At 65.8% G+C, this 26,738-nt stretch carries 17 protein-coding genes; 6 read left to right on the plus strand and 11 right to left on the minus strand.

Annotation, left to right across the window (positions count from 1 at the left end; all coding sequences use genetic code 11):
* Positions 1–1,645, minus strand: a 1,645-nt coding sequence (locus ALC15_RS07995) for a cadherin repeat domain-containing protein (RefSeq protein WP_162240479.1), incomplete at its 3' end; no start/stop codon positions are given.
* 800 nt (positions 1,646–2,445) lie between these two features.
* Here ALC15_RS07995 and ALC15_RS08000 point away from each other — a divergent pair.
* The 3 genes from ALC15_RS08000 to ALC15_RS08010 all read left to right on the plus strand — a co-directional run bounded on the left by ALC15_RS08000 (position 2,446) and on the right by ALC15_RS08010 (position 8,329).
* Positions 2,446–3,681 (plus strand): efflux RND transporter periplasmic adaptor subunit, encoded by a 1,236-nt coding sequence (locus tag ALC15_RS08000; protein ID WP_050626772.1) that lies wholly within the window; start codon positions 2,446–2,448, stop codon positions 3,679–3,681.
* Complete coding sequence (locus ALC15_RS08005) at positions 3,678–6,848, plus strand: efflux RND transporter permease subunit (RefSeq protein WP_050626773.1); 3,171 nt, start codon at positions 3,678–3,680, stop codon at positions 6,846–6,848. The genes ALC15_RS08000 and ALC15_RS08005 overlap by 4 nt, the downstream gene beginning before the upstream one ends.
* A gap of 290 nt (positions 6,849–7,138) precedes the next feature.
* Positions 7,139–8,329: an ABC transporter substrate-binding protein gene (locus tag ALC15_RS08010; protein WP_050626774.1), complete on the plus strand. Its 1,191-nt coding sequence runs from the start codon at positions 7,139–7,141 to the stop codon at positions 8,327–8,329.
* A 175-nt stretch (positions 8,330–8,504) separates the two neighbouring features.
* Here the strand turns inward: ALC15_RS08010 and ALC15_RS08015 are convergent, their stop codons facing one another.
* From ALC15_RS08015 to ALC15_RS08035, 5 genes are all read right to left on the minus strand, one after another.
* Entirely contained in the window at positions 8,505–8,894 is a 390-nt protein-coding gene (locus ALC15_RS08015) for an MAPEG family protein (RefSeq protein WP_050626775.1), read from the minus strand.
* A gap of 102 nt (positions 8,895–8,996) precedes the next feature.
* Complete coding sequence (locus tag ALC15_RS08020) at positions 8,997–10,082, minus strand: lipocalin-like domain-containing protein (RefSeq protein WP_050626776.1); 1,086 nt, start codon at positions 10,080–10,082, stop codon at positions 8,997–8,999.
* Positions 10,072–12,531: an ABC transporter permease gene (locus ALC15_RS08025; RefSeq protein ID WP_050626777.1), complete on the minus strand. Its 2,460-nt coding sequence runs from the start codon at positions 12,529–12,531 to the stop codon at positions 10,072–10,074. Before ALC15_RS08025 ends, ALC15_RS08020 begins: the two co-directional genes overlap by 11 nt.
* Positions 12,528–13,181, minus strand: a complete 654-nt coding sequence (locus ALC15_RS08030) for an ABC transporter ATP-binding protein (RefSeq protein ID WP_094193754.1) — start codon at positions 13,179–13,181, stop codon at positions 12,528–12,530. The genes ALC15_RS08025 and ALC15_RS08030 overlap by 4 nt, the downstream gene beginning before the upstream one ends.
* Positions 13,182–13,217: 36 nt before the next feature.
* Positions 13,218–13,979, minus strand: coding sequence for a class I SAM-dependent methyltransferase (locus ALC15_RS08035; protein ID WP_050626899.1), 762 nt, complete (start codon positions 13,977–13,979; stop codon positions 13,218–13,220).
* A 221-nt stretch (positions 13,980–14,200) separates the two neighbouring features.
* Between ALC15_RS08035 and ALC15_RS08040 the strand changes: the two genes are divergently transcribed.
* A complete protein-coding gene (locus tag ALC15_RS08040) occupies positions 14,201–15,517 on the plus strand; it encodes an MFS transporter (RefSeq protein ID WP_050626779.1) in 1,317 nt (438 codons plus the stop codon).
* Between the two features lie 185 nt (positions 15,518–15,702).
* On the opposite strand, the gene ALC15_RS08045 is transcribed toward ALC15_RS08040, so the two are convergent.
* Positions 15,703–17,421 carry an N-acyl-D-amino-acid deacylase family protein gene (locus ALC15_RS08045; protein WP_050626780.1) on the minus strand — a complete coding sequence of 573 codons (1,719 nt, stop codon included), beginning with the start codon at positions 17,419–17,421 and terminating at the stop codon, positions 15,703–15,705.
* A 161-nt stretch (positions 17,422–17,582) separates the two neighbouring features.
* A complete protein-coding gene (locus tag ALC15_RS08050) occupies positions 17,583–19,352 on the minus strand; it encodes a chloride channel protein (RefSeq protein ID WP_050626900.1) in 1,770 nt (589 codons plus the stop codon).
* Between the two features lie 385 nt (positions 19,353–19,737).
* Here ALC15_RS08050 and ALC15_RS08055 point away from each other — a divergent pair, with 385 nt between their 5' ends.
* Positions 19,738–21,306 carry a CYTH and CHAD domain-containing protein gene (locus ALC15_RS08055; RefSeq protein WP_050626781.1) on the plus strand — a complete coding sequence of 523 codons (1,569 nt, stop codon included), beginning with the start codon at positions 19,738–19,740 and terminating at the stop codon, positions 21,304–21,306.
* Between the two features lie 14 nt (positions 21,307–21,320).
* Here ALC15_RS08055 and ALC15_RS08060 read toward each other — a convergent pair whose 3' ends face one another.
* Positions 21,321–22,553: an MFS transporter gene (locus ALC15_RS08060; protein WP_050626782.1), complete on the minus strand. Its 1,233-nt coding sequence runs from the start codon at positions 22,551–22,553 to the stop codon at positions 21,321–21,323.
* A gap of 172 nt (positions 22,554–22,725) precedes the next feature.
* Between ALC15_RS08060 and ALC15_RS08065 the strand changes: the two genes are divergently transcribed.
* Positions 22,726–24,015 (plus strand): ATP-grasp domain-containing protein, encoded by a 1,290-nt coding sequence (locus ALC15_RS08065; RefSeq protein ID WP_050626783.1) that lies wholly within the window; start codon positions 22,726–22,728, stop codon positions 24,013–24,015.
* Between the two features lie 126 nt (positions 24,016–24,141).
* Here the strand turns inward: ALC15_RS08065 and ALC15_RS44755 are convergent, their stop codons facing one another.
* Positions 24,142–24,312, minus strand: a complete 171-nt coding sequence (locus tag ALC15_RS44755) for a hypothetical protein (protein WP_094193756.1) — start codon at positions 24,310–24,312, stop codon at positions 24,142–24,144.
* A 160-nt stretch (positions 24,313–24,472) separates the two neighbouring features.
* On the minus strand, positions 24,473–26,686 hold the full coding sequence (locus ALC15_RS08070; protein ID WP_050626784.1) for a TonB-dependent receptor: 2,214 nt from the start codon (positions 26,684–26,686) through the stop codon (positions 24,473–24,475).
* Positions 26,687–26,738: the final 52 nt, after the last annotated feature.

The following is a 26,738-nucleotide window of genomic DNA, read 5'->3' on the forward strand; positions in this document are numbered from 1 at the left end:
TGTAGGAATGGCCCGGGGCGCTGGCCTCAAAGTCGAGCTTGGTCGGATCGGCGACGGTGATGACGCCGGTCGTGGCGTTGATGGTAAAGCCGCCGCCGGAGGTATCGCCGGTCAGCGAATAGGTCATGGCCGGACCGTTGACGTCGGTCGACGACGCGGTGACGCCGACCGTGGTGCCGGCAGCGGCGCCTTCGACCACGGTATTGGCGGCGGCGTTGCTGTCGACCGGGGTCGATGGCGCGACGTCGGTGACGTTGATGGTGAAACTCTGCGTGCTGGTCAGCGTGCCGTCGCTGGCCTGCGCGGTAATGGTGTAGGCGTGACCGGGCGCGGTTTCGAAATCGATCTTGGTCGGATCGGCGACGCTGACGACGCCGGTCGCGGCGTCGATGGTGAAGCCATGGGCATCGCCGACCAGCGAATAGGTCACGGCGCCGCCGTTGATGTCAGTCGAATGCGCGGTAACGCCGATCACGGTGCCGATGGCCGCGCCTTCGGCGACCGAATTGGCCGTGACGTCGGTGTCGGTCGGTGTCGACGGCGGTGCGTCGGTGACACCGATGGTGAAGGTCTGCGTCGACGAGGTCGGGCCGGCCGTCGCGTGCACCGTGATGGTATAGGCGTGGCCGGGCGCGCTCTCGTAGTCGAGCTTGGTCGGATCGGCGACGGTGACGACGCCGGTATTGGGATCGATCTTGAAGCCGCCGCCCGAGGTGTCACCGGTCAGCGAGTAGGTAGTTGCCGGACCGTTCGGATCGACCGCGGACGCGGTGATACCGACCAGCGTGTCGACGGCGGCGCCTTCGACGACGCCGTTGGCGGCCGAATTGACGTCGATCGGCGTGGAGACGGGAACGTCGTTGACGTTGATGGTAAAGGTCTGCGTGCTGACGCCGCCATGGCCGTCGCTGGCCTGCACGGTGATGGTGTAGGCGTGGCCCGGCGCGGTCTCGAAGTCGATCTTGGTGGAATCGGCGACGGTGACGACACCGGTGTTGGGGTCGATCTTGAAGCCGCCGCTGGAGGAATCCGCCGTCAGCGAATAGGTGACGCCGGGGCCGTTGACGTCGGCCGACGATGCGGTGATGCCGACCAGGGTATTAACGGCGGCGCCTTCGTTGACGGCGTTGGCGGCGGCGTTGCTGTCGGCCGGTGTCGACGGCGGCGCGTTGCTGACCGCGATCACGAAGCTCTGCGACGAGACGAAGATACCGTCGGTTGCCTGCACATTGACGACGTAGCTTCCGCCGGAGCTTTCGAAGTCGACCTTGGTGGGATCGGAGACCGAGACCACGCCGGTATTCGGATCGACCTTGAAGCCGCCATGGGAGGAATCTGATGTCAGCGAATAGGTGACGGGAAGGCCGATCAGGCTGCTCGACTGCGCGGTGATGCCGACCGAGGTGTTGGCTGCTGCGCCTTCAACGACCGTGTTGGTGCTGGAATTGACGTCGCTCGGAGGCGCCAGGAAGCCCTGGATCGGCGGCCACAGGGTTCCGGGAGGGCAGCCGATGTAGAGATATTGCAGACCATACGTGTCGGCGAATGCCTGCGCGGCCGGATCGAGGATGATATGTCCGGTCGGATCGAGGTGAAGCTCGGGGCGCGTTAAACCACCGATTGTATAGGCAGGTATGGTCGTCATGAGCGCTCCTGCGACCGGCGTGGAAGCCGATCATTATTTACAATTATTGGGGACGATGACGTGTGAAGCCGCTCACACGTTGAAGTTGACCGCCCGCGACTGGCGATCGCACCAAGTCGCCTGCAATTCGGGAAAGCCGCGATGCCCGCGGAGCCGTCACATCAGCAAGGTCAAATGCGCTTGCCATTTACGTAGTCGCTTTCACACACTCGCGCCGCGACAAAACATAATGAATGTTCGAGAAAAATGCGGCCGGCCAACAAAATTTATGCTTTGGCAACCATGACCGTATTGGCGATATTTCCGAGTGTCAATGTGTGTCCGGATGACAACCGCGTCGTTAACGATGATTTCGGCCGTGCAGCGGGAGGTAGAGTAATGGAACTTGGCCGGTCTTGCCGTCTGCGCGTCGGGGTTGTTACGTCGAAAGTCGAAATGGGGGCGGTGTGACGGATCCGTGAAACGAATTCGCGCTGTGATTGATTCGGGACAGTCCATCTGTGACCTTCCGCTTTCGATAGGCCAGCAAATCTGCCCCTTTTCGTCGTCACGGTTTCGCGAGGGTGTCGTAAGGCGTTCAGATTCCGCAACTATTTGCTTGATCCGGCGGCCATCTTGAACAGACTGGGGTGCGGCTACATCTGTGACGTCCGCCGCCGCGGCATCGCGGTGGTCCATCCGCGTTGAATCACCGCAAATTCAATTGCGACTTTGGTAGCCCTGCTTCGGTCGGCGTGCTTCGTGGTCTTTTGGGGGAGAGTGAATTGAGTTCGATTGACAGAGCGGAGCGTCCGGCTCCGGTGATCGGCGTCGGGCGTCATTCGCTTCGCCGCCATGCATCGTACGGCCTTTGGCGCGGCCTCGCGCCGCTCGGCCTGCTGGCGGCGCTGACGCTCGGCGGCTGCGGTGACAAGAGCGCGCAATCGCAGGCCGCGCCGCCGGCGCCGCCCGTGACCGTGGCACAGCCGGTCAAGCGCACCGTCACCGATTGGGACGAATTCACCGGCCGGTTCGAGGCGATCGAGGAGGTTCAGGTCCGCGCCCGCGTCGGCGGCTTCGTCAACAGCGTCGAGTTCAAGGATGGTGCGATCGTCCACGCCGGCGATCTGCTCTACATCATCGACCCGCGGCCGTTCGAAGCCGTCGTGCTGCAGGCCGAAGGCCAACTCGCCGACGCGCGGGCCAAGGGCGAGCTTGCCAAGCGCGATCTCGAGCGCGGGCTGAACCTGGTGCAGACCAGCGCGGTCTCGGAGCAGGTCGTCGACCAGCGCCGCCAGGCGCTGCAGGCGGCGCGCGCCGCCGAGACGCAGGCCGAGGGCACGCTGAAGGCCGCGCAGCTCAACGTCGAATTCACCCATGTGCTGGCGCCGATCACCGGCCGCGTCAGCCGGCATCTGGTGACCCCTGGCAACCTGGTGCAGGGCAGCGAGGGTGGCGCGACGCTATTGACCTCGATCGTGTCGCTCGATCCGATCTACATCTATTTCGACGTCGACGAGGCGACCTATCAGCGCAACAGCAAGCTGTGGTTCGAAGGCCGGCGGCCGAGCTCGCGCGACACCGCGAATCCGGTGCAGGTGGCGCTGACCGGCGAGACCAAGCCCTCGCATGAGGGCAAGATGGACTTCCTCGACAACCGCCTCGATGTTTCCACCGCGACGCTGCGCAGCCGCGCGGTGATCCCGAACCATGATCTCTCGATCCTGCCCGGCCAATTCGGTCGCGTCCGCCTGATCGGCTCCTCGCCCTATGAGGCGCTGCTGATCCCCGATACCGCCATCGCCACCGACCAGTCGCGCAAGATCGTGTTCGTGGTCAAGGACGACAACACGGTGGAAGCAAGGGCGGTCACGCTCGGGCCGCTGGATGAAGGCCTGCGCGTGATCCGCGAAGGCCTCAAGCCGGAGGATCACGTGATCGTCGACGGGCTGCAGCGCGCCCGCGTCGGCGCCAAGGTGACGCCGAAGATGGCGCAGGCGCCGGCAGGTGACAAAGCACCGGCAGCAGACAAGCCGGCGGCAGGTGCCAAGCCATGAATCTCGGCAGGCTTTCCATCAACCAGCCCATCCTCGCGATGGTGCTGTCGATCGTGCTGCTGATCGTCGGCGCGATCGCCTATCCGACGCTGCCGGTCTCGGAATATCCGCAGGTGGTGCCGCCGACCGTCACGGTCACCACGCAATATCCGGGCGCTTCGGCGCAGACCGTGTCCGACACCGTCGCGGCTCCGATCGAGCAGGAGATCAACGGCGTCGAGGACATGCTGTATCTGTACAGCCAGGCGACCTCGAACGGCCAGCTCACCATCACCGCGACCTTCAAGCTCGGCACCGACCTCGACAAGGCGCAGGTGCTGGTGCAGAACCGCGTCGCGATCGCGCAGCCGCGGCTGCCTGAAGAGGTGCAGCGCAACGGCGTCGTCACCCGCAAGAACTCGCCCGACATCCTGATGGTCGTGTTCATGCTGTCGCCCGACGATACGTTCGACCAGCTCTACATCTCCAACTACGCGTTGCTGCAGGTCCGCGACCAGCTGCTGCGGCTCGACGGCGTCGGCGACATCCAGATGTTCGGCGCGCGCGATTACTCAATGCGGCTGTGGCTCGATCCCGACCGGATTGCCAATCTCGGCCTGACCTCGACCGAGGTGCTGGCGGCGATCCGGGCGCAGAACCTGCAGATCGCGGGCGGCCAGATCGCCGAACCGCCGATCGCCGATCGCGCCTTCCAGCCCAACCTCGTCTTCACAGGCCGCCTCAAGGATATCAGGCAATTCGAGGACATCGTGGTGAAGGCCGGCTCCGACGGCCGCACCGTGCGCCTGCGCGACGTCGCGCGGGTCGAGCTCGGTGCGCTGTCCTATGCCACCAACAGCTTCCTGCTGCGCAAATCGGCGGTCGCGCTGCTAGTGACGCAGCGGCCCGGATCGAACGCGCTCGCCACCGCCAAGAGCATCTCCGACACGATGGAGCGGATGAAGGCGACGTTCCCGAAGGGGCTCGACTACAATATCGGCTACAACCCGACCGAATTCATCGCCCAATCGGTTCATGAGCTGATCAAGACCATTTACGAGGCGATGGCGCTGGTCGTCATCGTGGTGCTGGTATTCCTGCAGGGCTGGCGGCCCGCGATCATCCCGATCATCGCGATCCCGGTATCGCTGGTCGGCACCTTCGCGGTGATGGCCGCGCTCGGCTTCTCGATCAACAATCTGACGCTGTTCGGCCTCGTGCTTGCGGTCGGCATCGTGGTCGACGACGCCATCGTGGTGGTCGAGAATGTCGAGCGGCATCTCGAGCACGGCATGTCCAGGCGCGACGCCGCGCTCAAGACCATGGAGGAGGTCGGCGGTGCGCTGGTCTCGATCGCCTTGGTGCTGTGCGCGGTGTTCGTGCCGACCGCCTTCCTCGGCGGCATCTCCGGTCAATTCTTCCAGCAATTCGCCGTCACCATCGCGGTCGCCACCGCGATCTCCTGTTTCTGCTCGCTGACGCTGTCGCCGGCGCTGGCCTCGCAGATCCTGGTCCCGCACGAGGAGAAGCGGCCGCCGGCGCGCTGGAACTTCATCGCCCGCGGCTGGGACAGCTTCACCGCGCTGTTCAACCGAGTGTTCGACCGGCTGGCCCATGGTTATGCCGGTGTCGCCGACTTCGTGATCCGGCATACCGTGGTGATGGTCGCGATCTACCTCGTCCTGATCGGCAGCGCCGGCTGGCTGCTCGCGACCACGTCGCAGGGCTTCATCCCGGCGCAGGATCGCGGCTACGTCATCATCTCGGCGCAGTTGCCGGGCGCCGCGTCGCTGGCGCGGACCACGGCCGTGGTCCGCGAGATCGAGCGGATCGCGCTGGATACGCCGGGCATCGTTCGCGTCGCGGCGTTCGCCGGCTTCTCCGGCGCGACGCGCACCCAGGCGGGCAACGCCGCGGCGCTGTTCCCGGTGTTCGACGAGCCGGAGGCGCGGCTGAAGAAGGGGCTGACGGCGACCGCGATCACCGCCGACCTGCGCAAGCGGCTGTCGGTGATCCAGGGGGCCTTCATCATCGTGATTCCGCCGCCGGCGGTGCCTGGCATCGGCACCGGCGGTGGCTTCACGATCCGTGTCCAGGACCGGCAGGGGCGTGGGCCCGAACTGCTGGCGTCCGCGACCGACGAGCTGGTGCAGGCCGCTCGCAAGTCGCCGAGCCTGACGTCGGTGTTCTCGCCGTATTCTGCGAACACGCCGCAGCTGTTCGTCGATATCGATCGGGTCAAGGCGCAGAAGCTCGGCGTTCCCATCGCCAACATCACCGACACGATCGAGACCTATTTCGGCTCGACCTATGTCAACGACTTCAACCTGTTCGGGCGCACCTACCACGTCACCGCGCAGGCCGACCTGCCGTTCCGCAAGGAAACCACGGATCTGTCGCGGCTGCGCACCCGCAACGCCAATGGCGACATGGTGATGCTCGGCAGTGTCGTCGACTTCAAGGACATTTCGGGCCCCGACCGAGTGGCGCGTTACAACCTCTACTCGGCGTCCGAACTGCAGGGCGAGCCGGCGCCGGGCGTTAGCTCGACGACGGCGCTTAACACCATCAAGAAGATCGCCGACGACACCCTGCCCAGCGGCTTCTCGTTCGAATGGACCGACCTGTCCTACCAGCAGGTCAACGGCGCCAATGCCGGCCTCTACGTGTTCCCGATCTGCGTGCTGTTCGTCTACCTGGTGCTGGCCGCGCAATATGGCAGCTGGACACTGCCGTTCGCGGTGATCCTGATCGTGCCGATGTGCCTGTTCGCGGCCACGATCGGCGTGCGCATCATGGGTCAGGACGTCAACATCCTGACCCAGATCGGCTTCGTGGTGCTGGTGGGGCTCGCCGCCAAGAACGCGATCCTGATCGTCGAGTTCGCGCGCGACATCGAGCTCGAGGGCAGGCCGCGGCTGGAGGCGGTCATCGAGGCGTGCCGGCTCCGCTTGCGGCCGATCCTGATGACGTCGTTCGCCTTCATCCTCGGCGTGCTGCCGCTGGTGCTGTCGACCGGCTCGGGCTCGGAAATGCGTCAGGCGGTCGGCGTCGCCGTGTTCTTCGGCATGCTCGGCGTCACCCTGTTCGGCCTCGTCTTCACGCCGATCTTCTACATGGTGGTGCGCAACCTCGCGGAAGGAAAGAACGAGGGTAAGCCGAAGGAACCGGCGGCCGTGGCCGGGTGAGCACTGCTCCCCCGTCGTCATTCCGGGGCGCGCCATCGAACTCGGGTTTACCCGAGTTCGACATTCCAAACTGATCCAAGTCGGCTACAGCCGGCTTGGATGCGCGAGCCCGGAATCCATTCTTCTACGTGGACTGCGGCCCGATGGATTCCGGGTCCGCGCTGCGCGCGCCCCGGAATGACAAGGGAAGCCCATACTTTTGGCTGAACTGAAATCGATGGGCAGCGGCTAGGTTATAAAATAATGTCGCGCCGATTTTTCCTGATAGAAACTGCTGGGAGAGCATAACAATGAAGTCGGGATTTTTGGCCGCGGTCGCGGCGTGCAGCCTGATGCTTGCGGCGCCGGCAATGGCCCAGGGCGTCAAGATCGGCATCCTGAACGACCAGTCGGGCGTCTACGCGGACTACGGCGGAAAATACTCGGTCGAAGCCGCCAAGATGGCGATCGAGGATTTCGGCGGCGAGGTGCTCGGCCAGAAAATCGAGATGGTCACCGCCGATCACCAGAACAAGCCCGATCTCGCGACCTCGATCGCGCGGCGCTGGTATGACGCCGATGGCGTCGACATGATCACCGAACTGACGACCTCGTCGGTGGCGCTCGCGGTGCAGGAGCTCTCCAAGGAAAAGAAGAAGATCGACATCGTGGTCGGCGCCGCGACCTCGGCGATCACGGGCGCGGCCTGCACGCCCTACGGCTTCCACTGGGCGTTCGACACCCATGCGCTCGCGGTCGGCACGGGCGGCGCGCTGGTGAAGGCCGGCGGCGACAGCTGGTTCTTCCTCACCGCCGACTACGCGTTCGGCTACGCGCTGGAAAAGGACACCAGCGAGGTCGTCACCGCCGCGGGCGGCAAGGTGCTGGGTTCGGTCCGCGTGCCGCTGAACTCGTCGGACTTCTCTTCCTTCCTGCTGCAGGCGCAGAGCTCGAAGGCGAAGGTGATCGGCCTCGCCAATGCCGGCCAGGACACCACCAACTCGATCAAGCAGGCCGCCGAGTTCGGCATCGTCAGGGGTGGCCAGAAGATGGCGGGCCTTTTGATGACGCTCGCCGAGGTCAACGGTCTTGGCCTCGAGGCCGCGCAGGGCCTGGTGCTGACCGAAGGGTTCTACTGGGATCATGACGACAAGAGCCGCGCCTTCTCCGAGCGCTTCTTCAAGCGCACCGGGCGGATGCCGAGCATGATCCACGCCGGCACCTATTCGGCGACGCTGAGCTATCTGAAGGCGGTGAAGGCCGCCGGCTCCAAGGACTCCGACGCGGTCGCCAAGAAGCTGAAGGAGCTGCCGGTCGATGACGCCTTCGCCCAGGGCAAGGTACAGGAGAACGGCCGCATGGTGCACGACATGTATCTGTTCGAGGTCAAGAAGCCCTCGGAATCGAAGAAGCCGTGGGACTATTACAAGCAGCTCGCCGTGGTGCCCGGCGACCAGGCCTTCCCGCGGGCCAAGGACTCCGGCTGCCCGCTGACGAAGTGACGCGGAGCTGGGGCAACAAATATCGGTGTCGTCCCGGCGAAAGCCGGGACCCATAACCACCGATGTTCGCTATTCTGCTGCGCTGTGGCCCCGGCCTTCGCAAGACTGGACGCTGTGGTTTTGGGTCCCGGGTCAAGCCCGGGACGACAGCGGAAGTTGTGGCGCGATCGCGCCCTCAATGCGCCAGCCGCCACACCGCGCCGCCGATCGCGCCGACCCACAGCACGACGGAGGCGACTGCCTGGATGGCGAAGCCGGGGCTGCGTTTGGCCGCTGCCTCGCGATAGCCGATGAAGTAGACGATGCGGCCGACCACCCAGATCGCGCCGATCGCCGCCGCCGCGGCATCGCCGACATAGTTCGCGAACAGCCACAGCGACGGCAGGAAGATCGGCATCCATTCCAGCGTGTTCATCTGGATGCGGAAGATGCGCTCGAAATCCGGATGACCTGAAATCGCCGGTAGCTTGACGCCATAGGCGACGCGGGCGCGCGCGACTTGCGTGGAGGTGAAGAAATAAAACGCGACCGCAAGGCAGGTGACGATGGCCGTGTAATGGTACATGGCAGGCGTGTCCTCTCTGTTGGCTCCGATGTCATGACGCGGCGGCGCCGCGCGGTGTGACAAGCGGGGCTTTCTTTGCGGCGCCGATCTTCCGTCGACGTCCTAGTATCCCGTCATCTCAAGATAGCCGATTCCGGCATGGCTGCCTGAAAAGCGGATCGGGCCTTCCCAATAAGGGAAGCTGGTTCCCATCCAGGCCTTCGGATTGACCGGCGTGGTCTCGATGGCAAGGTGGCGCGCCGGAAGTGTCACGCGCCATGAGGTCGGCAGCTTGCGGCCGTTGATCTCGGTTGTCGCTGTTGGCGCGATGCTGTTGCCGGCGGCTGCGATCTCGGTCGAGCGGCCATCCGGCGTGATCCAGTTGCCGAACAGGTTCTCGCGGCCGTCTTTCTGGCGCAGCCGGTACAGCATCAGCTTCTCGTCGCCGGGCAGATGCAGCGAGAACCAGTCCCAGCCGGTTTGGTCGGCGGCGAGCGGTTGGCTGCTCCATTCGCGGTCCATCCAGGCTGTGCCGGTGACGTCGACCGCCTTGTCCTCGATCACGATGCGGCCGGACGCCCTGTAGAACGGCTGGCTGTAATAATAGGAGGCCTGTCCGCGATCTGATTTGCGGCTGTAACCGTGGTCGCCTTGCAGCACCAACGCGCGGTCGGTTTCGAGCCGGAGCGTGGTCGAGAAGTCGGCGGCGGAGGCCCTCAACTCGAGCGGCGCGACGCGTTGTGCATCGAAGTCGTTCAACCCGCGCATCTCCCAGGCGTCGATCCAGGCGCGGAACGGTGTGGCTTCGACACCGGCCTGCCCGACGCCACCGCGCGCAAACGTTTCGCTGAAGCGGTGCGTGGTGGCGCTGGTCACGGCAGCGTGGCCCATCCACACCTGCTGATTGGCCCAGCCCTCGCTGGGCCCGCCCGGCGTCATGGCTTGGCGGAACAGCGTCCATTGCATGCCATAGGCTGCGCCGCCGGCATCCGACAGGTTCGCCGTCAGGTACCACCATTCGATCCGGAACTCGGGATGCGGGCCGTGATCGACGGGGAAGACGAACGGCTTGCCCGGCGTGACGGCGGCAAAACCTTCGGCATTCTCGCCGAGCCCGGCAAAGCCCTGCGCGAAGCCCTTGCCGCCGAGTGCCAGCGCCAGCGCGCCGCCGGCAAAGGCACGCCGCGTGATCGTGCCGCTAGCGCTCATTGACGAAGGTCCGGATCAGGGTGGCCGGCTGCATGCGGGCCAGTCTAGCAACCGGCAGCGCCGCGGCACAGAGCGCTGCGGCCATCGCCACCGCGAGCAGCTCGATCAATTGCAGCGGAAAGACGTGGAACGGCAGCCGCCAGCCGAACGCCTTGACGTTGACGATCGCAAGCAGGCACCACGCCACCAGAAGTCCGAGCGGCAGCGCGAACAGCGCGGTGATCAGCGCGACCGCCATCGTCTTCAGCAGTTCGAGCGCCGCAAGCCGCCGCCGCGTTAGCCCGATCGCCCACAGCGGCGCCAGCTGCGGCAGTCGCGAATTGGCTAGCGTGAGCAGGCTGGTCAAGAGCGCGATGCCGGCGACGCCGAGCGTGAAGGCGTTGAGCGCCGCGGTCACCGAGAAGGTGCGATTGAATACCCGCTTGGATTCGCGCTTCATCGTCGCCTGGTCGGCGACGTTGCGGTCATCCAGGCCGAATTTTTCCTGCAACGCCGTGATCAACGGCGCGATCTTATCTGGTGCGACGCGGAGCCCGATCCGGGTCAGTGGGGTCTGTGGGAAGTGGCGCGTCAGCGCAGCGAAGTTGACCGCGATCTGGCCCTTCGGGTTGCCGTAATCGGCGTAGATGCCGACGATCTCGAGCGGCCAGTTGCCGCCCGGCGCGGGCAACTCGATGTGATCGCCGATCGCAAGCTTCATTCGTCGCGACAATTGCTCGCTGACGAGGCAGGTGTCGCCGGGGCGCAGTCTGATCCAGGCATTCGCCGCGCTCTCCAGCAACGGCCAGTTGTCGCGGTAAGTGCTGTGGTCGGGCAGGCCGAGCACCTCGATCGGTGCGCCACCGAACTGGGTGTCGGCGCGGCCGCCGGGCAGGATCGCCTCGACCTCCGGCCGATCGCGCAGCCATGCCTTGATCTGTCTTGCCTGGGCGTCGCTGGCAGCGCTGACATAAACGTCGGCGGCAAGCCTTCCGTCGAGCCAGACCAGGAAGGTGCGGCTGAAGCTGTCCACCATGGTGCCGACGCCGACATTGACCGCGAGCGCGAGCAGCAGCGCCATCAGCGCCAGCGACAAACCGGAAAGCTGCTGGCGGCTGTCGGCCCAGAACCAGATGCCAACCGGCGCGCGCGCGCTGCGCTGGCCGATCGCGAGCGCGATCTGCAGCACCATCGGCAGGATCAATGCCGCGCCGAGCATCAGCGCGGCCAGCACGGCAAAGCCCGCGATCAGGGAATCGCCGAACTGAATGAGCACTGCTGCGGCCGCGAACACCGCGAGCGCCGCCGCGCTCTGGAACATCAGCCAGCGCCGCTGCGCCTGCTGCCAGGCCTGCGGCTGCGCCGTCGCCAGCACCGGCATCCGGATCGCCTTGGCAAGGCTCGCGGCCGCAGCTGCCAGCGCGCCGAGAATGCTGATGGCGATTCCGGCGAACCACCAGACAGGCTTCAGCGAAAGCTGCCCGGGGATCTGCGCCCCATAGAGCCCGCGCAGCGACGCCGCGACGTCGGGCAGCAGGGCCGCCGCGATGAAGTAGCCGCAGACCAAGCCGATCAGGCCGGCGACCAGCGCCAGCGATACCAGCTCGATCACCAGCACGGTGTTGAGCATTCGCGCCGAGACGCCGCAGGCGCGCAGCGTGCGCAGCATCGGCAACCGCTGCTCGAAGGCGAGCCCGATCGCGGAATTGACGATGAACAGGCCGACGAAGAACGACAGCAGGCCGAATGCGGTGAGGTTGAGGTGGAAACTGTCGGTGAGCCGTTCGAGGTCGCTCTCGGCACTCGGCTCGACCAGGTGGAGTTTGTCACCCGCCACGCTGTCGAGCGTTGCGTGAGGCGTTTTGGACTTGCCGACCAGCAGGCGCGACACCTGGCCGGGCAGCTTCAGGATATCCTGCGCGATGCCGATATCGACGACCAGCGCACCGGGCGCGAGCTCGGCCTGCACGCGCAGCGGCGGCAGGCTCATGCCGTTTGCCTGCGGCCGCTCGCCTTCCTTGCGGGCGAGATCGCGCAGCGTCTCCGGCGCCACCAGCATTTCGCCGGGCGGCGTGACGAAGGCCTGCAGGGTGCCGCGTCCCACAGCCGGCGCGGTGCCGACCTCGGAGGGCAAGGTCACCGGCTCGACGCCGAGCAGGCGGAAGCTTCGCCCGTCGATCTGGACGCGGCCCTCCAGCATCGGCGACACCTGCCAGCCGGCACGGCGCAGATCGACGAACAGTTGTTGCGGGAAGGTCGCGCTGTCGCGGCTCACCAGCATGGCGGTGCGCGAGCCGCCGAAGGTCGCGGCCGCGCGGTCATAGGCGATGCGCGCCTGCTGGTTCAACGCCTGCACGCCGCTCCACAGTGCGGTCGCCGAGATCAACCCGATCAAGAGCGTCGCAAGCTGCATCGGATGCCGCCGCCAGTGGCTGAGCAGCACCGCGAGGATCCAAAGCGCGCGCCTCATGCCACCACTCCCGCATGCAAGGTGACCTGACGGTCGAGCGTGGCCGCGAGCCGCGCGCTGTGGGTGACCATCAGGAAGCCGCAGCCGGTGCGGACAACCAGATCGCGCGCCAGATGCAGCACCTCGTCGGCGGTGTCCTCGTCGAGATTGCCGGTCGGCTCGTCGGCGAGCAGCAACAGCGGCTTCGGTGCCAGCGCGCGGCCGATCGCGACGCGCTGCTGCTGGCCGCCGGACAATTGCTCCGGATAGCGCCTGAGCAGGTTCTTCAGGCCGAGACGCTCGACCAACTCGTCATGCCAGGTCGCATCGTGCCGGCCGGCGATACGCGACTGGAATACGAGATTGTCCGCGACCGTCAGGCTCGGGATCAGATTGAATTGCTGGAACACGAGGCCGAGCCGATCGCGGCGCAGCTCGGCGCGGCCGGCATCGTTGAGGCCGGAGACGATGATCTCGGCGAGGGCGATCTCGCCGCTGTCGGCAGCATCCAACCCCGCGATCAGATGCAGCAGCGTGCTCTTGCCGCTGCCGGATTCACCCGTCAGCGCGACGCTCTCGCCGGTTGCCACCGTGAGATCGACGCCGCGCAGCACCGCGACGTCTTCGCCGGCGGAGCGGTAACTCTTGGTCAGGCCGGTGACGCGAAGCAGCGCGGCGGTCTGGTCAGGCGAAGCGATGGCGGTGCCTCATTGCGGCTTCTGGTATTTCAGGACGAACTCGTCGATCGGCACCGGGGCCTTGAAGACGGGAATGTCCTTCGGGTCTTCCGCATGATGCAGGAAATCGCCCTCGGCCACCAGCTTGAAGCCGGCCGCCTCGATTTCCTGCTTCAAGGTGCTCTCCTCGATCCGGTGCAGGGTCTTGGCGACATTGGTGCCGTCGCCCGGCTTGGCCGAGTGATCCGCGATGATCAGGAAGCCGCCCGGCTTGAGTGCCGCGAACATCTTCTTGTTCATCGCGGCGCGATCGACCGGCAGATAGCTGATGTCGTGATAGAAAAAGAAGAAGGTGATCATGTCGAGGTCCTTGACCTCGGGCGGGATCGGGTCGTCATAGTCCCGCACCACATGGACGACGTTCTTCATCGCGGGCGCCTTCGCCCGGTTGTCGAACTTGTCCTTGACGAAGCGCTCGAGCACGCTGGCCGAATCCTGGGCGTAGACCTTGCCCGACGGGGCGACGGTGCGCGCCAATAGTTCGGTGCTGTAGCCGGCGCTCGCGGCCATGTCGAGGATGGTCATGCCTGGCTTGACGCCGGCAAAGGCGAGCATCTTGGCCGGCTGGCGGCGCTGGTCGACCTGGCGATCGGCGTCGCTGCGATCGGGCGCGGCGACGATCGCTGCATAGTCGGGGCTGGCGGTGTTCTCGGCGCGAACAGCTGGTGCAGTGAAGGCGGCGGCAGACGCGAGTGCAGCGCAGGCGACCGCGCGAAGGATCAATTTGTTCATGAAATAACCCCGGCTTTTCGTTGCGCCTGAGCATAGCAGCCGGGCCATGACAGATCACCGTTTCGCGGCCGCGACGACGCGATCGTGATCGGCCGTGACAGGCGCGCCGGGCCGTGCGACCCCGGAAAATGCGTTGTTGCGTTGCGCAGCGAGGCGTGGCTAGCATCGCCGATTGGGGCCGAATTTACGAAGCCAAAAAACGAAACGACGGGGAGCCAGACATGACGACGCAACCGACGCCCAAGGGGACGTCAACGGGGACGCCCAAAGGCGCCTGGCAAATCACCTTCCTTCTGTTCCTGTTCATGGTGGTGAACTTCGCGGACAAGATCGTGGTCGGGCTGGCCGGCGTGCCGATCCGGAAGGAGATGGGTCTCACGCCGGAGCAATTCGGCGACCTCGGCTCGGCCTTCTTCATCCTGTTCTCGATCTCGGCGATCGTGGTCGGCTTCATCGTCAACCGTGTCGATACGCGTTGGGTGCTGCTGATTCTGGCGGTGATCTGGTCGCTGGCGCAATTTCCGATGATCGGCACCGTGAGCTATGCGACGCTGGTGATCTGCCGCGTTATCCTCGGCGCCGGCGAGGGACCGGCCTTCTCGGTCGCAGCACACGCCATCTACAAATGGTTTCCGGACGAGAAGCGCACCCTGCCGACCGCGATCCTGTCGCAGGGGTCGGCGTTTGGCGTGATTCTCGCGGTGCCGGCGCTGAACTGGATCATCGTCAATCACAGTTGGCATCACGCCTTCGGCGCGCTCGGCATCGTCGGCCTGATCTGGACTGTGGCCTGGCTTGCGCTCGGCAAGGAAGGGCCGCTGGTCTCCACGATGGCCGTCGCCGCCGACGAGCCGCGGATTCCCTACTGGAAGCTGCTGACCTCGCGCACCTTCATCGGCTGCGTGGTCGCGACCTTCGGCGCCTATTGGGCGCTGTCGCTCGGGCTGACCTGGTTCACCTCCTTCATCATCGAGGGCCTCGGCTTTTCGCAGCAGCAGGCCGGCTTCGTTTCGATCCTGCCGTGGATCTTCGGTGCGACGATCGTGATCCTGACCGGCTGGATCTCGCAGCTGATGCTGGCGCGCGGCTTCACCACCCGCGGTGCGCGCGGCGTGCTCGGCTCGGTGCCCCTGATTATCGGCGGCTGCATTCTCGCGACGCTGCCCTATGCACCACAGGGCGGTCTGATGATCGCATTGCTGGTGATCGGCTCGGGTCTGTGCGGCTCGATCTACGTGGTGTGCCCGCCGATGCTCGGCGAGTTCACCCCGGTGTCGCAGCGCGGCGCGATCATCGCGATCTACGGCGCGCTTTACACCATCTCCGGCGTCCTGGCGCCGATGGTGATGGGCAGTGTGATCCAGCATGCCGCGACGCCGATGGCCGGCTACATGTCCGGCTTCACCATCAACGCCGCGATCATGGTGGGATCCGGCGTGCTCGGCTTACTGCTGCTGTGGCCGAACACCGAGCGCGCAAGGCTCGCCGGCACGTCACGGCCCGCGGGCGCGATCAGGGGCGCCGTGTCGTCGACGTAACGGGCGCCTTGACCCTCCCCCTTCAGGGGAGGGTCAAGGCGAACGAAATGAGCGGCGGGGTGGGGTGATCTCTCCATTCGGGTACTGCCCGTGTTGAGAGATCACCCCACCCCGTCTCACGTTTCGCTTCGCTCAATGTGATCCGACCCTCCCCATCCAGGGGAGGGTACGGCGTTGCGCCTATCTCAATTCAAACCCTGCGCGCCGCGCACCAGCCGGCCCGGCCGCGCGCCGGTGGCCTGGCCCGCGCGCTGGGTGACGATGCCGGAGACGATGGTGGCGTCGTAGCCGTCGACCTGCTGCAAGAGGCGTCGGCCGCCGACAGGGAGGTCGTAATGCACCTTCGGCGGATGCAGATGCAGCCGGTCGTAATCGATCACATTGACGTCGGCCTTGAAGCCCGGCGCGAGCACGCCGCGATCATGCAGGCCAACCGACAGCGCGGTCTTGCGCGACTGCGCCGCGATCACGAACGGGATCGAGAGCTTGTCGCCGCGGCTGCGGTCGCGGGTCCAGTGCGTCAGCAGATAGGTCGGGAAGCTGGCATCGCAGATGATGCCGCAATGCGCGCCGCCGTCGGACAGGCCGGGCACCGCGCTCGGCTCGCGAAGCATCTCGTGCACGGCATCGAGATTGCCGTCGGCATAATTCAGGAACGGCACATAGAGCATGCCGCGGCCCTCGTCGGTCAGCATCGCATCATAGGCGAGCTCTTCCGGCTGCCGGCCTTGGCGGCGCGCCTGCGGACCGAGCGCGTTCTCCGGCGGCTGTTCATAGTCCGGCGGATTGCCGAGCAGGTACATCTTGTCGTAGTTCGGCCGGAAGAACAGCGGATCGTCGGTCGCCGTCGCGCTCTCGCTCAGGATCGCGGCGCGTACCTCGGGCCGGCGCAGATGCTTGAGCCGCTCGGCCAGCGGCAGCTTCGCGATCTCACGGTAGCTCGGATGGGTCTGGAACGGGTTGCGCGACAATTCCAGCCCGAGCAGCAGCCCGACCGGCCGCGCCGCGATCTGGGTCGTGATCGACAGGCCGCGCGCGGCGGCTTCATTGATGGTGTCCATGGTCTGCCGCCAGCGCCGCGGCGCCTTGTCGGCCTGGGCAACCGAGAACGAGATCGGGCACTTGGTGTTCTCGGCGACCCGCAGCATCATCGGCAGATCTTCGTGGACGGTGCTCTGGTCGAGCACGAATTGCAGCACGCTGCGGCCGACGCCGTGCATCGCGCCGGCAATCGCGGTCAATTCATCCTCGCCGGCCTTCAGCGTCGGCGTGTAGTCGCCGGTCGAGGTACGGTGATTCAGCGTGCGCGAGGTCGAGAACCCCAGCGCGCCCGATCGCACCGCATCGCCGGCGAGTGCCGCCATCTGCTTGTTGTCCTCGGGTGTGGCCGGATCGCGGCGCGCGCCGCGCTCGCCCATCACATAGACCCGCAGCGCTGCATGCGGCAGCTGCGCGCCGATATCCATGTCGAAATTGCGCTTCGACAGCCATTCCATGTAGTCGGGGAAACTTTCCCACGCCCAGGGAATGCCGGCGGAAAGCACCGGCTCGGGAATATCCTCGACACCTTCCATCAGTTGGATCAGCCGGACGTGGTCGCTCGGCCGGCACGGTGCGAAGCCGACGCCGCAATTGCCCATGATCGCTGTGGTGACGCCGTTCTGCGACGACGGCGTGATGTCCTGGCTCCAGGTCACCTGGCCGTCGTAATGGGTGTGGACGTCGACGAAGCCGGGCGCCACCAGCTTGCCGCGGGCATCGATCTCTTCCTTTCCCTTTGCCGTGACCTTGCCGACTTCGGTGATCTTGCCGCCGGTGATTGCGACATCGGCTTCATAGAGATCGCCGCCCTTGCCGTCGGCGATGTTGCCGCCGCGGATCACGAGGTCTGGGGTTGAGGTCATGGCATTTCATCCCGAGGCTGTTCTTGGTTATGCCGCATCATGGGAGAGCCCTTGATGCTGTCAACCATCGCCGGTGAAGCTCTGGGATGCGCTGATAGTTCGTCGCGCCCTGGCGTTGCCGCCCGGCGGAAATTTGTTCCGCCAGGCAAGCCGTCGCGGAGCTAGCGCGCGCCGAAGAACGCTGTCTTCTGGGTCTCCTCGGCCTGCAACCTGGCGCGCACGCGCATCAAATCCTTCCAGCCGATATAGCCGACCAGGCGCTGGTCCTCGCGCGAGATCACGGGCAGGTGCGAGACGTTGACCTGCATCAGCCGGTCGGCCAGCCGGTCGAGAAATTCGTCGGGGTAGGCGACGGTGATCTTGCTCCCGGTCAAAAGCTGGCCGAGCGTCGCGGTGCGATGCTTGCCGGCGCGACGCCAGCGCAGCACGGACGGTGGATCGATCACGCCAAGCACGTGATGGTTGGTGTCGATGACCGGGAAGCTCGGATGACCGGTCTTCGGGTTGGTCAGGAAGGCTGCCGCGCCGTGCAGCGTCATGGTGTCGGCGACGGTCTCGACCGCCTTGGTCATGACGTCGCGCACGCGCGTCAGCGCGAACGGATCGACGCGATACTCGCGCACCAGGTGGTGGCCGCGCCGAGCCACCTTCTCGGTCAGGATCGATCGCCGCATCAGCAGCACTGTGACGCCATGCGCGCTGCAGCAGGCCGCGATCAGCGGCAGCAGCACATGGGTGTTGCCGGTGAGCTCGACCGCGAAGAAGGTCGCGGTCAAGGGCGAGCGCATCGTGCCGCCCATCGTCGCCGCCATCGCCAGCAACGCCCAGAAGCCGGGACTCGCCGCCGGCAGGTATCCGCTCAGTGCCGTGCCCATCGCGCCGCCCATGATGAGCAGCGGCGCCAGCACGCCGCCCGAGGTGCCGGAGCCGAGCGCGACCGACCAGATCACGGCCTTTACCACGAGCAGCAGCAGCGCGGCCTTCAGCACCACATCGCCTTGCAGCATCGATGCGAGATTGTCGTAGCCGACGCCGAGTGCCTGCGGCTCGATCAGGCCGCCGAGGCCGACGACCAGTCCGCCGATCAGCGGCCACCACATCCAGTGGATCGGCAACTTCAGGAAGATGTCCTCGCAGCCATAGACCAGTTGAGTCAGCACGCCCGACAGCAGACCGGAGAGGATCCCGATCAGCATCCATGCGCCGAGCTGCAGCACCGAGATGTCGACGCCGCCGGTGAACGGAAACAGCGGCGCGGGCATGTGCAGGAAGGTGCGGCCGACGGCGGCCACGACGGCGGCGACGGTGACGGGAATGAAGCTGCGCGGTGTCCATTCGAACAGCAGCAGTTCGACCGCGAGCATGATCGCCGCGATCGGCGTTCCGAACACGGTGGTCATGCCGGCGGCGGCGCCGGCCACCAGCAGGGTTTTTCGCTCGTTGTCGCTGACGGGAAGCATCTGCGCGATCAGTGAGCCGATCGCGCCGCCGGTCATGATGATCGGACCCTCGGCGCCGAACGGGCCGCCGGTGCCGATCGACACCGCCGACGACAACGGCTTGAGGATCGCCACCTTGGGGTCGAGCCGCGAACGGCCGAGCAGGATCGCCTCGATCGCTTCCGGAATGCCGTGCCCGCGGATCTTCTCGCTGCCGAACCGCGCCATCAGGCCGATGATCAGCGCGCCCGCGACCGGCACCAGCACGGTCCACAGGCCGAGCGGCGAAGCCTGCAATTTCAGGTCGGCGAAGCTGAACCGACCGAAATAGGCGATGTTGGTGGCAAGCTTGATCAGCTGCAGCAGGCCCGCGCCGGCCAGCACGCCGGCGGCGGAGACAAACACCGCGATCGCCGAGATCACTACGACGCGCGGATCGGTGGTGAAGTCGCTCAGAAGGTGGCTGGCCTTGTCGCCGATCTTGTCGCCCATCTTGGCGCTCGTGTTGGCGGCGGCGTTCGATTTGGTGGAAATGACGCTCATTGGCGGCGCAGGGCTCGGGTGAGAGGATGCCGGCGTAATATCGTATTGCGATATAATTACAAGCGTGGCCTCGGATGGCGGCGTTGCAGGCGCCTGCGAGCCGCCGGCCCGCGGGTTCCCGGCCGTGCGGCCGGCTTGCTCGCGGAGAACGAAGCGCGAGGGAGGCGGTCCTTCCCCCGGATAGCGGCGCAATTCCCTGCAACGTGACCGCGTGGATTCGGCTACAATTCGCAGCCAACGCACGCTGCCATGCCAGGGATTTGGCTTGTCATGGTCATGAAACCTTCATAAACCAGCGCCGGGGGCGATATCATTGAATGGACGGCGGCCGGTCGTGACCGAGGCGGGCACTGCCATTGCTGTCACGCATGGCGATCAGACGGAATTCGAACTCAAGCTGCTTGCGCCGCAAGGAAGCCTCGAAAAGCTGCGTGAGGCGCCCTGCATCGTGCAGCACGCGCGCAATCGCGGTGCATTTCACAGGCTGGAAACAGTGTATTACGATACGGCCGAGCACCTGCTGTTCCAGCATGGCATGTCGCTGCGTGTGCGGCGCAGCGGCAAGACCTTCATCCAGACGCTAAAGCTTTCACCCAATGGCGGGCAGCCGCTAATGCGCCGCCAATGGGAGATGCCGGTTGAGGGCATGGCCCCCGATCTGGCGCGGCTCCCCGCCGACGAGGTCGGCGATCCCATTGCCGCGCTGAGCAACGATGCGCTGGTGCCGGTGTTCGAGACAAAGGTGCGCCGGCACGCCCGGCAACTCGACCTGCCCGATGCCTCGGTTGAAGTCGCATTCGACGAGGGGACGATCGAGGCCGCTTCGCGCCAGGAGGTCCTGTCGGAAATCGAGATTGAACTGAAGAGCGGCAATGCTGGCGTCCTGTTCGACCTAGGAACGCAGTTGCTCGACGCGGCGCCGCTGCAGATCGGCACGCGAAGCAAGGCGGAACGTGGCTATGCGCTGGCGTTCGATGTCGCGCCATCCGCGGTGAAGGCCGAGGCGTCGGACATCACCGCGGATCACGTGGTCGACGACGTCATCGCACTGCTGGTGGGTTCCTGCTGGCATCATCTGTTGAAGAATCACGCGGTGGCCGAGCAGGGGGCGGACCCCGAAGGCGTGCACCAGATGCGCGTGGCCTTGCGGCGCCTGCGCACGATCTGTGCGCTGTTCCGGCGCGACATTCCATCGCCGGCATTTCTGACCGTCAACAGCGAAGCAAAATGGCTGATGCGGCAACTCGGCAAGGCGCGGGATTGGGACGTGTTCGCCGAGACGACGATCACCCGCCTGGTCAAGGCGGTTCCGGATATCGATCTCGGCGGCCTCCGCCAGGCGGTCGAGCAGCGCCAGAAATCGAGCTACGGCGCCTTGCATGGCGTTTTGGCCGATCCCCGTTGCAGCCGCTTCCTGCTCTCGCTGGGGCAGTTGGTGGAACGTCGCAGCTGGCGCAACGAGATCGACAGCGAAGCGCTGGCGATCCTGTCGCAACCGATGCCGGTGCTTGCCGATCGAATTCTGCAGCGGTTGCATCGCAAGACATTGAAGCGTGGTGCGCGCTTCCGTCGGCTAGATATTCATGCGCAGCACAATCTGAGGATCAACCTCAAGAAGTTGCGCTATGCGGCCGAGTTCTTCCTGCCACTTTATGCCGCCCACGCGCCGGCGAAGCGCTACGTGAAGCGGCTTGCCAGGTTGCAGAACAGCCTCGGGCGGGTGTGCGACATCGGCAGCACGCGGGTGCTGCTCCATACGGTCGCGCAGGACGATCAGCCCGCGCTGCATCTCGGCATCGGAGCGATGGCCGGCTGGCTGGCCCGCGATCAGATCGTGGTGACCAAAACGCTGCGCAAGAGCTGGCAGCGGTTCAAGACGACCCCCGTGTTCTGGGGCCGGTGAGGCCTTCAGTCGATCTAACGGGACTGCGCCTGGACCGCCATCGTAGATGCCTGCGGCTTGCGCTCGGTGACCAGCGCGAGCAGCACGGTCAGCACCATGAAGACCACCGAGGCGCCAAATACCCAATGCGGCATGTGCTGGTCCATGATCCAGCCGAACAGCAGCGGACTGACGATGCCGCCGAAGTTGAAGCCGGTCGAGACAATGCCGAAGGCGCGGCCGGCGGCACCGGGCGGCGCCGCATTGCGCACCATCATGTCTCGGGACGGCGCGATCACGCCGCCGAGGAATCCGGCAAGCCCCATCGCGAGCGTCAGCGCCACCGGTGGCAGGTTCATCAGCGCGATCAGCAGCACCAGCACGGCATTGACCGCGAAGCAGGCCGCGGCGAGCTGGCTGTGGCGATGGGTCCAGTCGGCGAGATAGCCGCCGGCCAGCACGCCCGCGGCGCTGGCGCCGAGGAATGCGGTCAGCGCGATGTTGGCGGTCGAGAACGACGCGCCGTAACCACCCATCAGTGCGACCACGCCGAAATTGTTGATGCCGGAGGTCGACAGGCTGAGCAGCGTGAAGAAGGCGGTCAGCACCATCAGCGCCGGCGTGATCACGCTGGCCTTCGGTGCGGCGTCGTCCTTGGCCTTGGTCTTGTTGGCGCCGGCATCGGGAATGCCGAGCACGATCAGGAACAACGCCACCAGCGGACCGACTGCGCCGGCCACGATCAGCGCGCCGAGACCGCCGATCGAGGCGACCAGCGCCGCCATGATCGCGGGCGCGACCGCGCCGCCGAGGAAGCCGGCAAAGGTGTGGATCGAGAACGCGCGGCCCATCCGCGCCTCGTCCATATGGGCCGAAAGGATGGCGTAGTCGGCCGGATGATAGACGCTGTTGGCAAGGCCGAGCAGCACGGCGCAGACGATCAGCGAAGTATAGCTCAGATGCAGGCCGAGCCCGATCAGCGCGCAGCCGCCGACGGTCAGTCCGACCAACAGGATCTTGCGCGCGCCGATATGGTCGGCGAGGTATCCGATCGGCGCCTGGGTCAGGCCGGAGACCACCGCAAACACCGTCAGCGCGAAGCCGAGCTCGACATAGCCGACGCCGAGCTGCTGCTTCAGGAACGGGAACAGCATCGGCAGCACGAAGATATGGAAATGGCTGACCCAATGGGCGACCGAAATCCCGGTCAGGGTGCGCAGCGCGCTGTCGGCCTTCGCTTGCTGCGGTGCGGCCAGAATATCGACCATGTCTGCGACAACCCACTTTTTCCAAGGCCCGGCAGGGCGGCCCGAAAATAGAGGCTGGCCGCTAATTGTCCATGAACGCAGGCGCATGGCTGCCCCCGGCGCGGGCGTGCCGGATCGACACATGCGGCATTAAAGGCGGCGACAAAGTGCGGCCGCGCGGTGATGATCGGCCATGATCGACGCCAAAAAGCCGCTCCGCGTGCTGGTGTCGGAGGGCTCCAGCACCTCCGGCCGCGAGGCGATCACGATCCTGGGGCTGGCCGGCCATCATGTCGAGGTCTGCGATCCCTCGCGCTGGTGCCTGGCGCGCTATTCCCGTTTCGTCCGCAAATACCACCATTGCCCGCCTTTGCGCACCGATCCGGCCGGCTTCCTGCGCTTCGTCGAGCAACTGTTGGCGTCGCAGCATTTCGATGTGCTGCTGCCGACCCATGAGCAGGGCTTCGTCTTCGCCCGCGCAGCGGCGCGGCTGACATCGCGCACCGGCCTCGCGCTGCCGGAGTTCGCCTCCTATCGCGCCGTGCACGGCAAGGCGGGCTTCAGCCGGCTGCTCGACCAGCTCGGCCTGCCGCAGCCGCCGACCCGGATTGTGAATTCGGCCGAGGAGCTGCGCGACGGCCTGCGGTTTCCATCTGTTGTCAAGACCTCGGTCGGCACCGCGAGCCGCGGCATCTGGTTCGTGCGCGACGCCGGCGATCTCAATCGCGCGCTCTACGATCTCGAATCCTCGGGCGATTTTGCCGGCGAAGTGCTGGCGCAGGATCTCATCACCGGCACGGTCGAGAAGGCGCAGTCGGTGTTCTGCCGCGGCACGCTCGTTGGCTTCCACGCCTATCGGCAGATCGCGGCCGGGGTCGGCGGCGGCGAGGCGATCAAGGAGAGCGTGAGCCGGCCGGCGATCTGCGCCGCGCTCGAGACCATCGGTGCGCATCTCGGCTGGCACGGCGCGCTCTCGGTCGACGTCATCATGCCGCTCGACAGCGCAACGCCGCTGTTGATCGACTGTAACCCGCGGCTGGTCGAGCCCATGAACGCCTATCAGTCGGGCACCGATCTGGTCGATCTCTTGCTGCGGGTCTCGCGCGGCGAGACGCCGGCGCCGCTCGCCGAGAGCCGCGCCGGGGTGCGGACGCATTTGGCGATGCAGGCGCTGCTCGGCAGCGCCTCGCGCGACGGCACGCGGCGCGACCTGATCCGGGAATGCGGCCGCATCGCCGCGGGCGAAGGCCTCTATCAGGGCAGCGCCGAGGAATTGACACCGGTCCGGATCGACTGGCTCAGCGCCGTACCGCTTGGGATAACGGCCGCGCTGCTGCTGGCATCACCGCCGATCGCCGCATCGCTGGCGCGCGGCGGCTTTGGTGCGCACCTGCTCGATCGCGGGAGTATCAGGAAGATCGAGGGGGAGGATTTTTTAAACGGTGCCTCACCGCGTCGTCCTGGCGAAAGCCAGGACCCATAGCCACCGCAGCTGATCGTCGACTGGGCTGTGGCCCCAGCCGAACTCAGCCATCACCATCGGTGGTTATGGGTCCCGGGTCGCGCTTCGCTTGCCCGGGACGACAAAAGGAGAAATCTCGTCTCGTCCTCACAACGGCTCATCATCATTGCCGTAGCGGTCCAGCTTCGGCGTGGCGATGTCGCCATCCTCGTAATAATCGTCATCCTGGGCGGCTCGTGGCGGAGGCTTCTTCGCCGGGTCGTCGGTCTTGTCCTTGATCCTGTCGCCGCCCTTGCTCGTCTTTCCGGCCTTGGCCATGCGTTTCCCCTGCACGGGTCAAATCAGCTGCCGGAACTCTACTCCAGTTCCCGGGCGCTTGTAACGTAAGCAAACGGTGCGGCGGGATCACCCGCCGCACCGCGCTTTGTTCGAGCATGATCTTTTCGAAAAACCGGTCCCCACTTTTCCGGATCATGCTCTAGAACGTCGCGCCGGCCTTGACCATGTAGGTGCGGCCGGGCAGCGGGTAGGCCGAGAAGCGGCCGGCCGTGAACGAGCTCGCGATGGCGTAGTCGTAGTACAGCGCGTTGAACAAATTGTTCACGCTGAGCGACCAGAAGAAGCGGTCAACCTGCCCGCTCAGCTTCAAATCGGCGGTGGCGTTGCCGGGAATCCGGCTCTGGGTGTTGGCCTGATCGTTGTCCATGATGCGCGAGCTCCAGGCCCGCACCGTGGCGTCGAACACCAGATAGTTCTGCCAGATATTCCAGGTCACACCGATGTTGCCGGTATAGCGCGACACCAGCGGCACGTCGTTGCCGGCCCACATGCCTTCGCGGAAGACGGCGCGGGTGATCGCCATGCCGCCGCGCAGGGTCACGGTGTCGCTGACCTTGAGCGAGGCGCTGCTCTCTGAGCCGTAGCGGCGGGTCGGATCGAGGTTGACGTTGTAGAACAGCACCGGGTTGAAATGGATCTCGTTCTCGAGGTCCATCAGATAGACGCTGGTCTCGACCTGAAACAGATTGGTCTTGACCCGAAAGCCGCCTTCGACGTCCTCTGACGTCTGGGTCTTGAGCTGGAAGTTCTGCGGGATCGGCGCGAAGGTCAGCGGATCGAAAGACGGGCCGGATGCGACGCGCTCATCGACATCGGGGGTGCGGAAGGCGCGGGCGGCGCGGCCGAACACCGAGAACGTGTCGCTGAAGCGATGCTCGACGCCGACATGAGCCGCGTATTGCGTTTCGTTGCTGTCGAGCGGAGCCGCCTGGGTATCGAATGCGAACGGCGCGTTCGGGTCGTAGCGGTCGCGCGCCGAGACGTTGGTGTTCTGAACGCGCGCGCCGTACGAGAAGTCGGTCGTCGGCAGCAGGCCGAGCGTGTGTTGCCAGTAGCCGGCGACGGTCTGCTGATCGATATTGTAGATGTGGAAGGGGTCGACGCCCTGATAGGCGCCGCGCGCCTCGCGGAACGTCGAATCGTAATAGTCGATGCCGGTCAGGATTGTCGACGGCATTCCGAACGCGACGTTCTTGACGCTGAGCCGCGGCGTCAGCGACCAGGTCTGCAGCGCCGCATCGTTATAGGTCGAGGCGAAGCTGATGGTCGGCACGGTGCCGAAGAAGCCGCTTTGCGTCTCACGCTGCCGCCAACCACCATCGACGATGAGGTCGACGCCGTTGGTCAGCGTCTTGGTGAAGCCGGCCGTGACGCTTGATGTCTGCTGGTTGGCATAGTCGAACGGTGTCGCCGCGCCGCGGCGATCGGTGAGCAGCTCGTTGACGCCGATCGACGGATCGACCAGCCGCCCGCCGGGCAGGCCGAGTTTCTGGTCGCTGCCGGTGACGGTGAGGAAGGCGGACAGGTCCGACGTGTTGTAGTTGACGTTGCCGACCGCGCTGCGCTGGTCGAGCGCGTTGTTGACACGGTAGCCGTCGGACTTGATGCCGTGGCCGTAGAACGATGTGGACCAGGGTCCGGAATTGAGCGCCGCGGACACGGCCGCCATGCGGGTGTTGAAGGAACCGAACCCGCCTTCGGCCCGGATCGTGGCCGGCGGACCGCCGGCGCCGGTCTTGGTGATGATGTTGACCACACCGCCCACCGCGTTGTCGCCATAGAGCACCGCGCCGCTGTTGCCTCTGACGATCTCGATGCGCGCGATCGAATCGAGCGGGATCGTGGTGAGGTCGAAGCCGGCCTTGTCGACATCGTTGAGGCGGCGGCCGTTGAGCAGGAACAGGGTATTGTCGGAGGCGAACGCGCCGAAGCCACGCAGGTCGACCGAGGTCTTGGCGCCGTTCGGTCCGCCGTAAAGCGATTGCAGCTGCACGCCCGGCACCTGCGCGAGAATCTCGGGCAGCGACTGCACCGGCGAATGCGCGATGTCGTCGGCGGTGATCACGGTCGAGGAGGAGCCGACGATGCCGGCGAACTGGCGGCCGCCATCCGCGCCGCCTGCTCCGGTGGCGAGGCCGGCCCCGGTCGTGCCCGATCCGCTTCCGCTGCCCGTGTCGTTGCTCTGGGTGGTGCCCGGCGCCGGGCGCCGTGGCGCCGGCGTTTCGTCAGCCGCCGGCTTGGCGCGCGTAACATTCTGGTCGCCCGGTTTGGTGACTTCGATCGCGGGCAGCTGATCGGGAGCGGGCGCCTGCTGCGCCTGCGCGGTCGAGACGATGATCGTCGGCACGATCATCGTCGACGCGAGCAGAAACGCGCGGCGCGACGGGACGGGAAGGGGAACATAG

This window comes from Bradyrhizobium viridifuturi (assembly GCF_001238275.1).
Taxonomy (GTDB): domain Bacteria; phylum Pseudomonadota; class Alphaproteobacteria; order Rhizobiales; family Xanthobacteraceae; genus Bradyrhizobium; species Bradyrhizobium viridifuturi.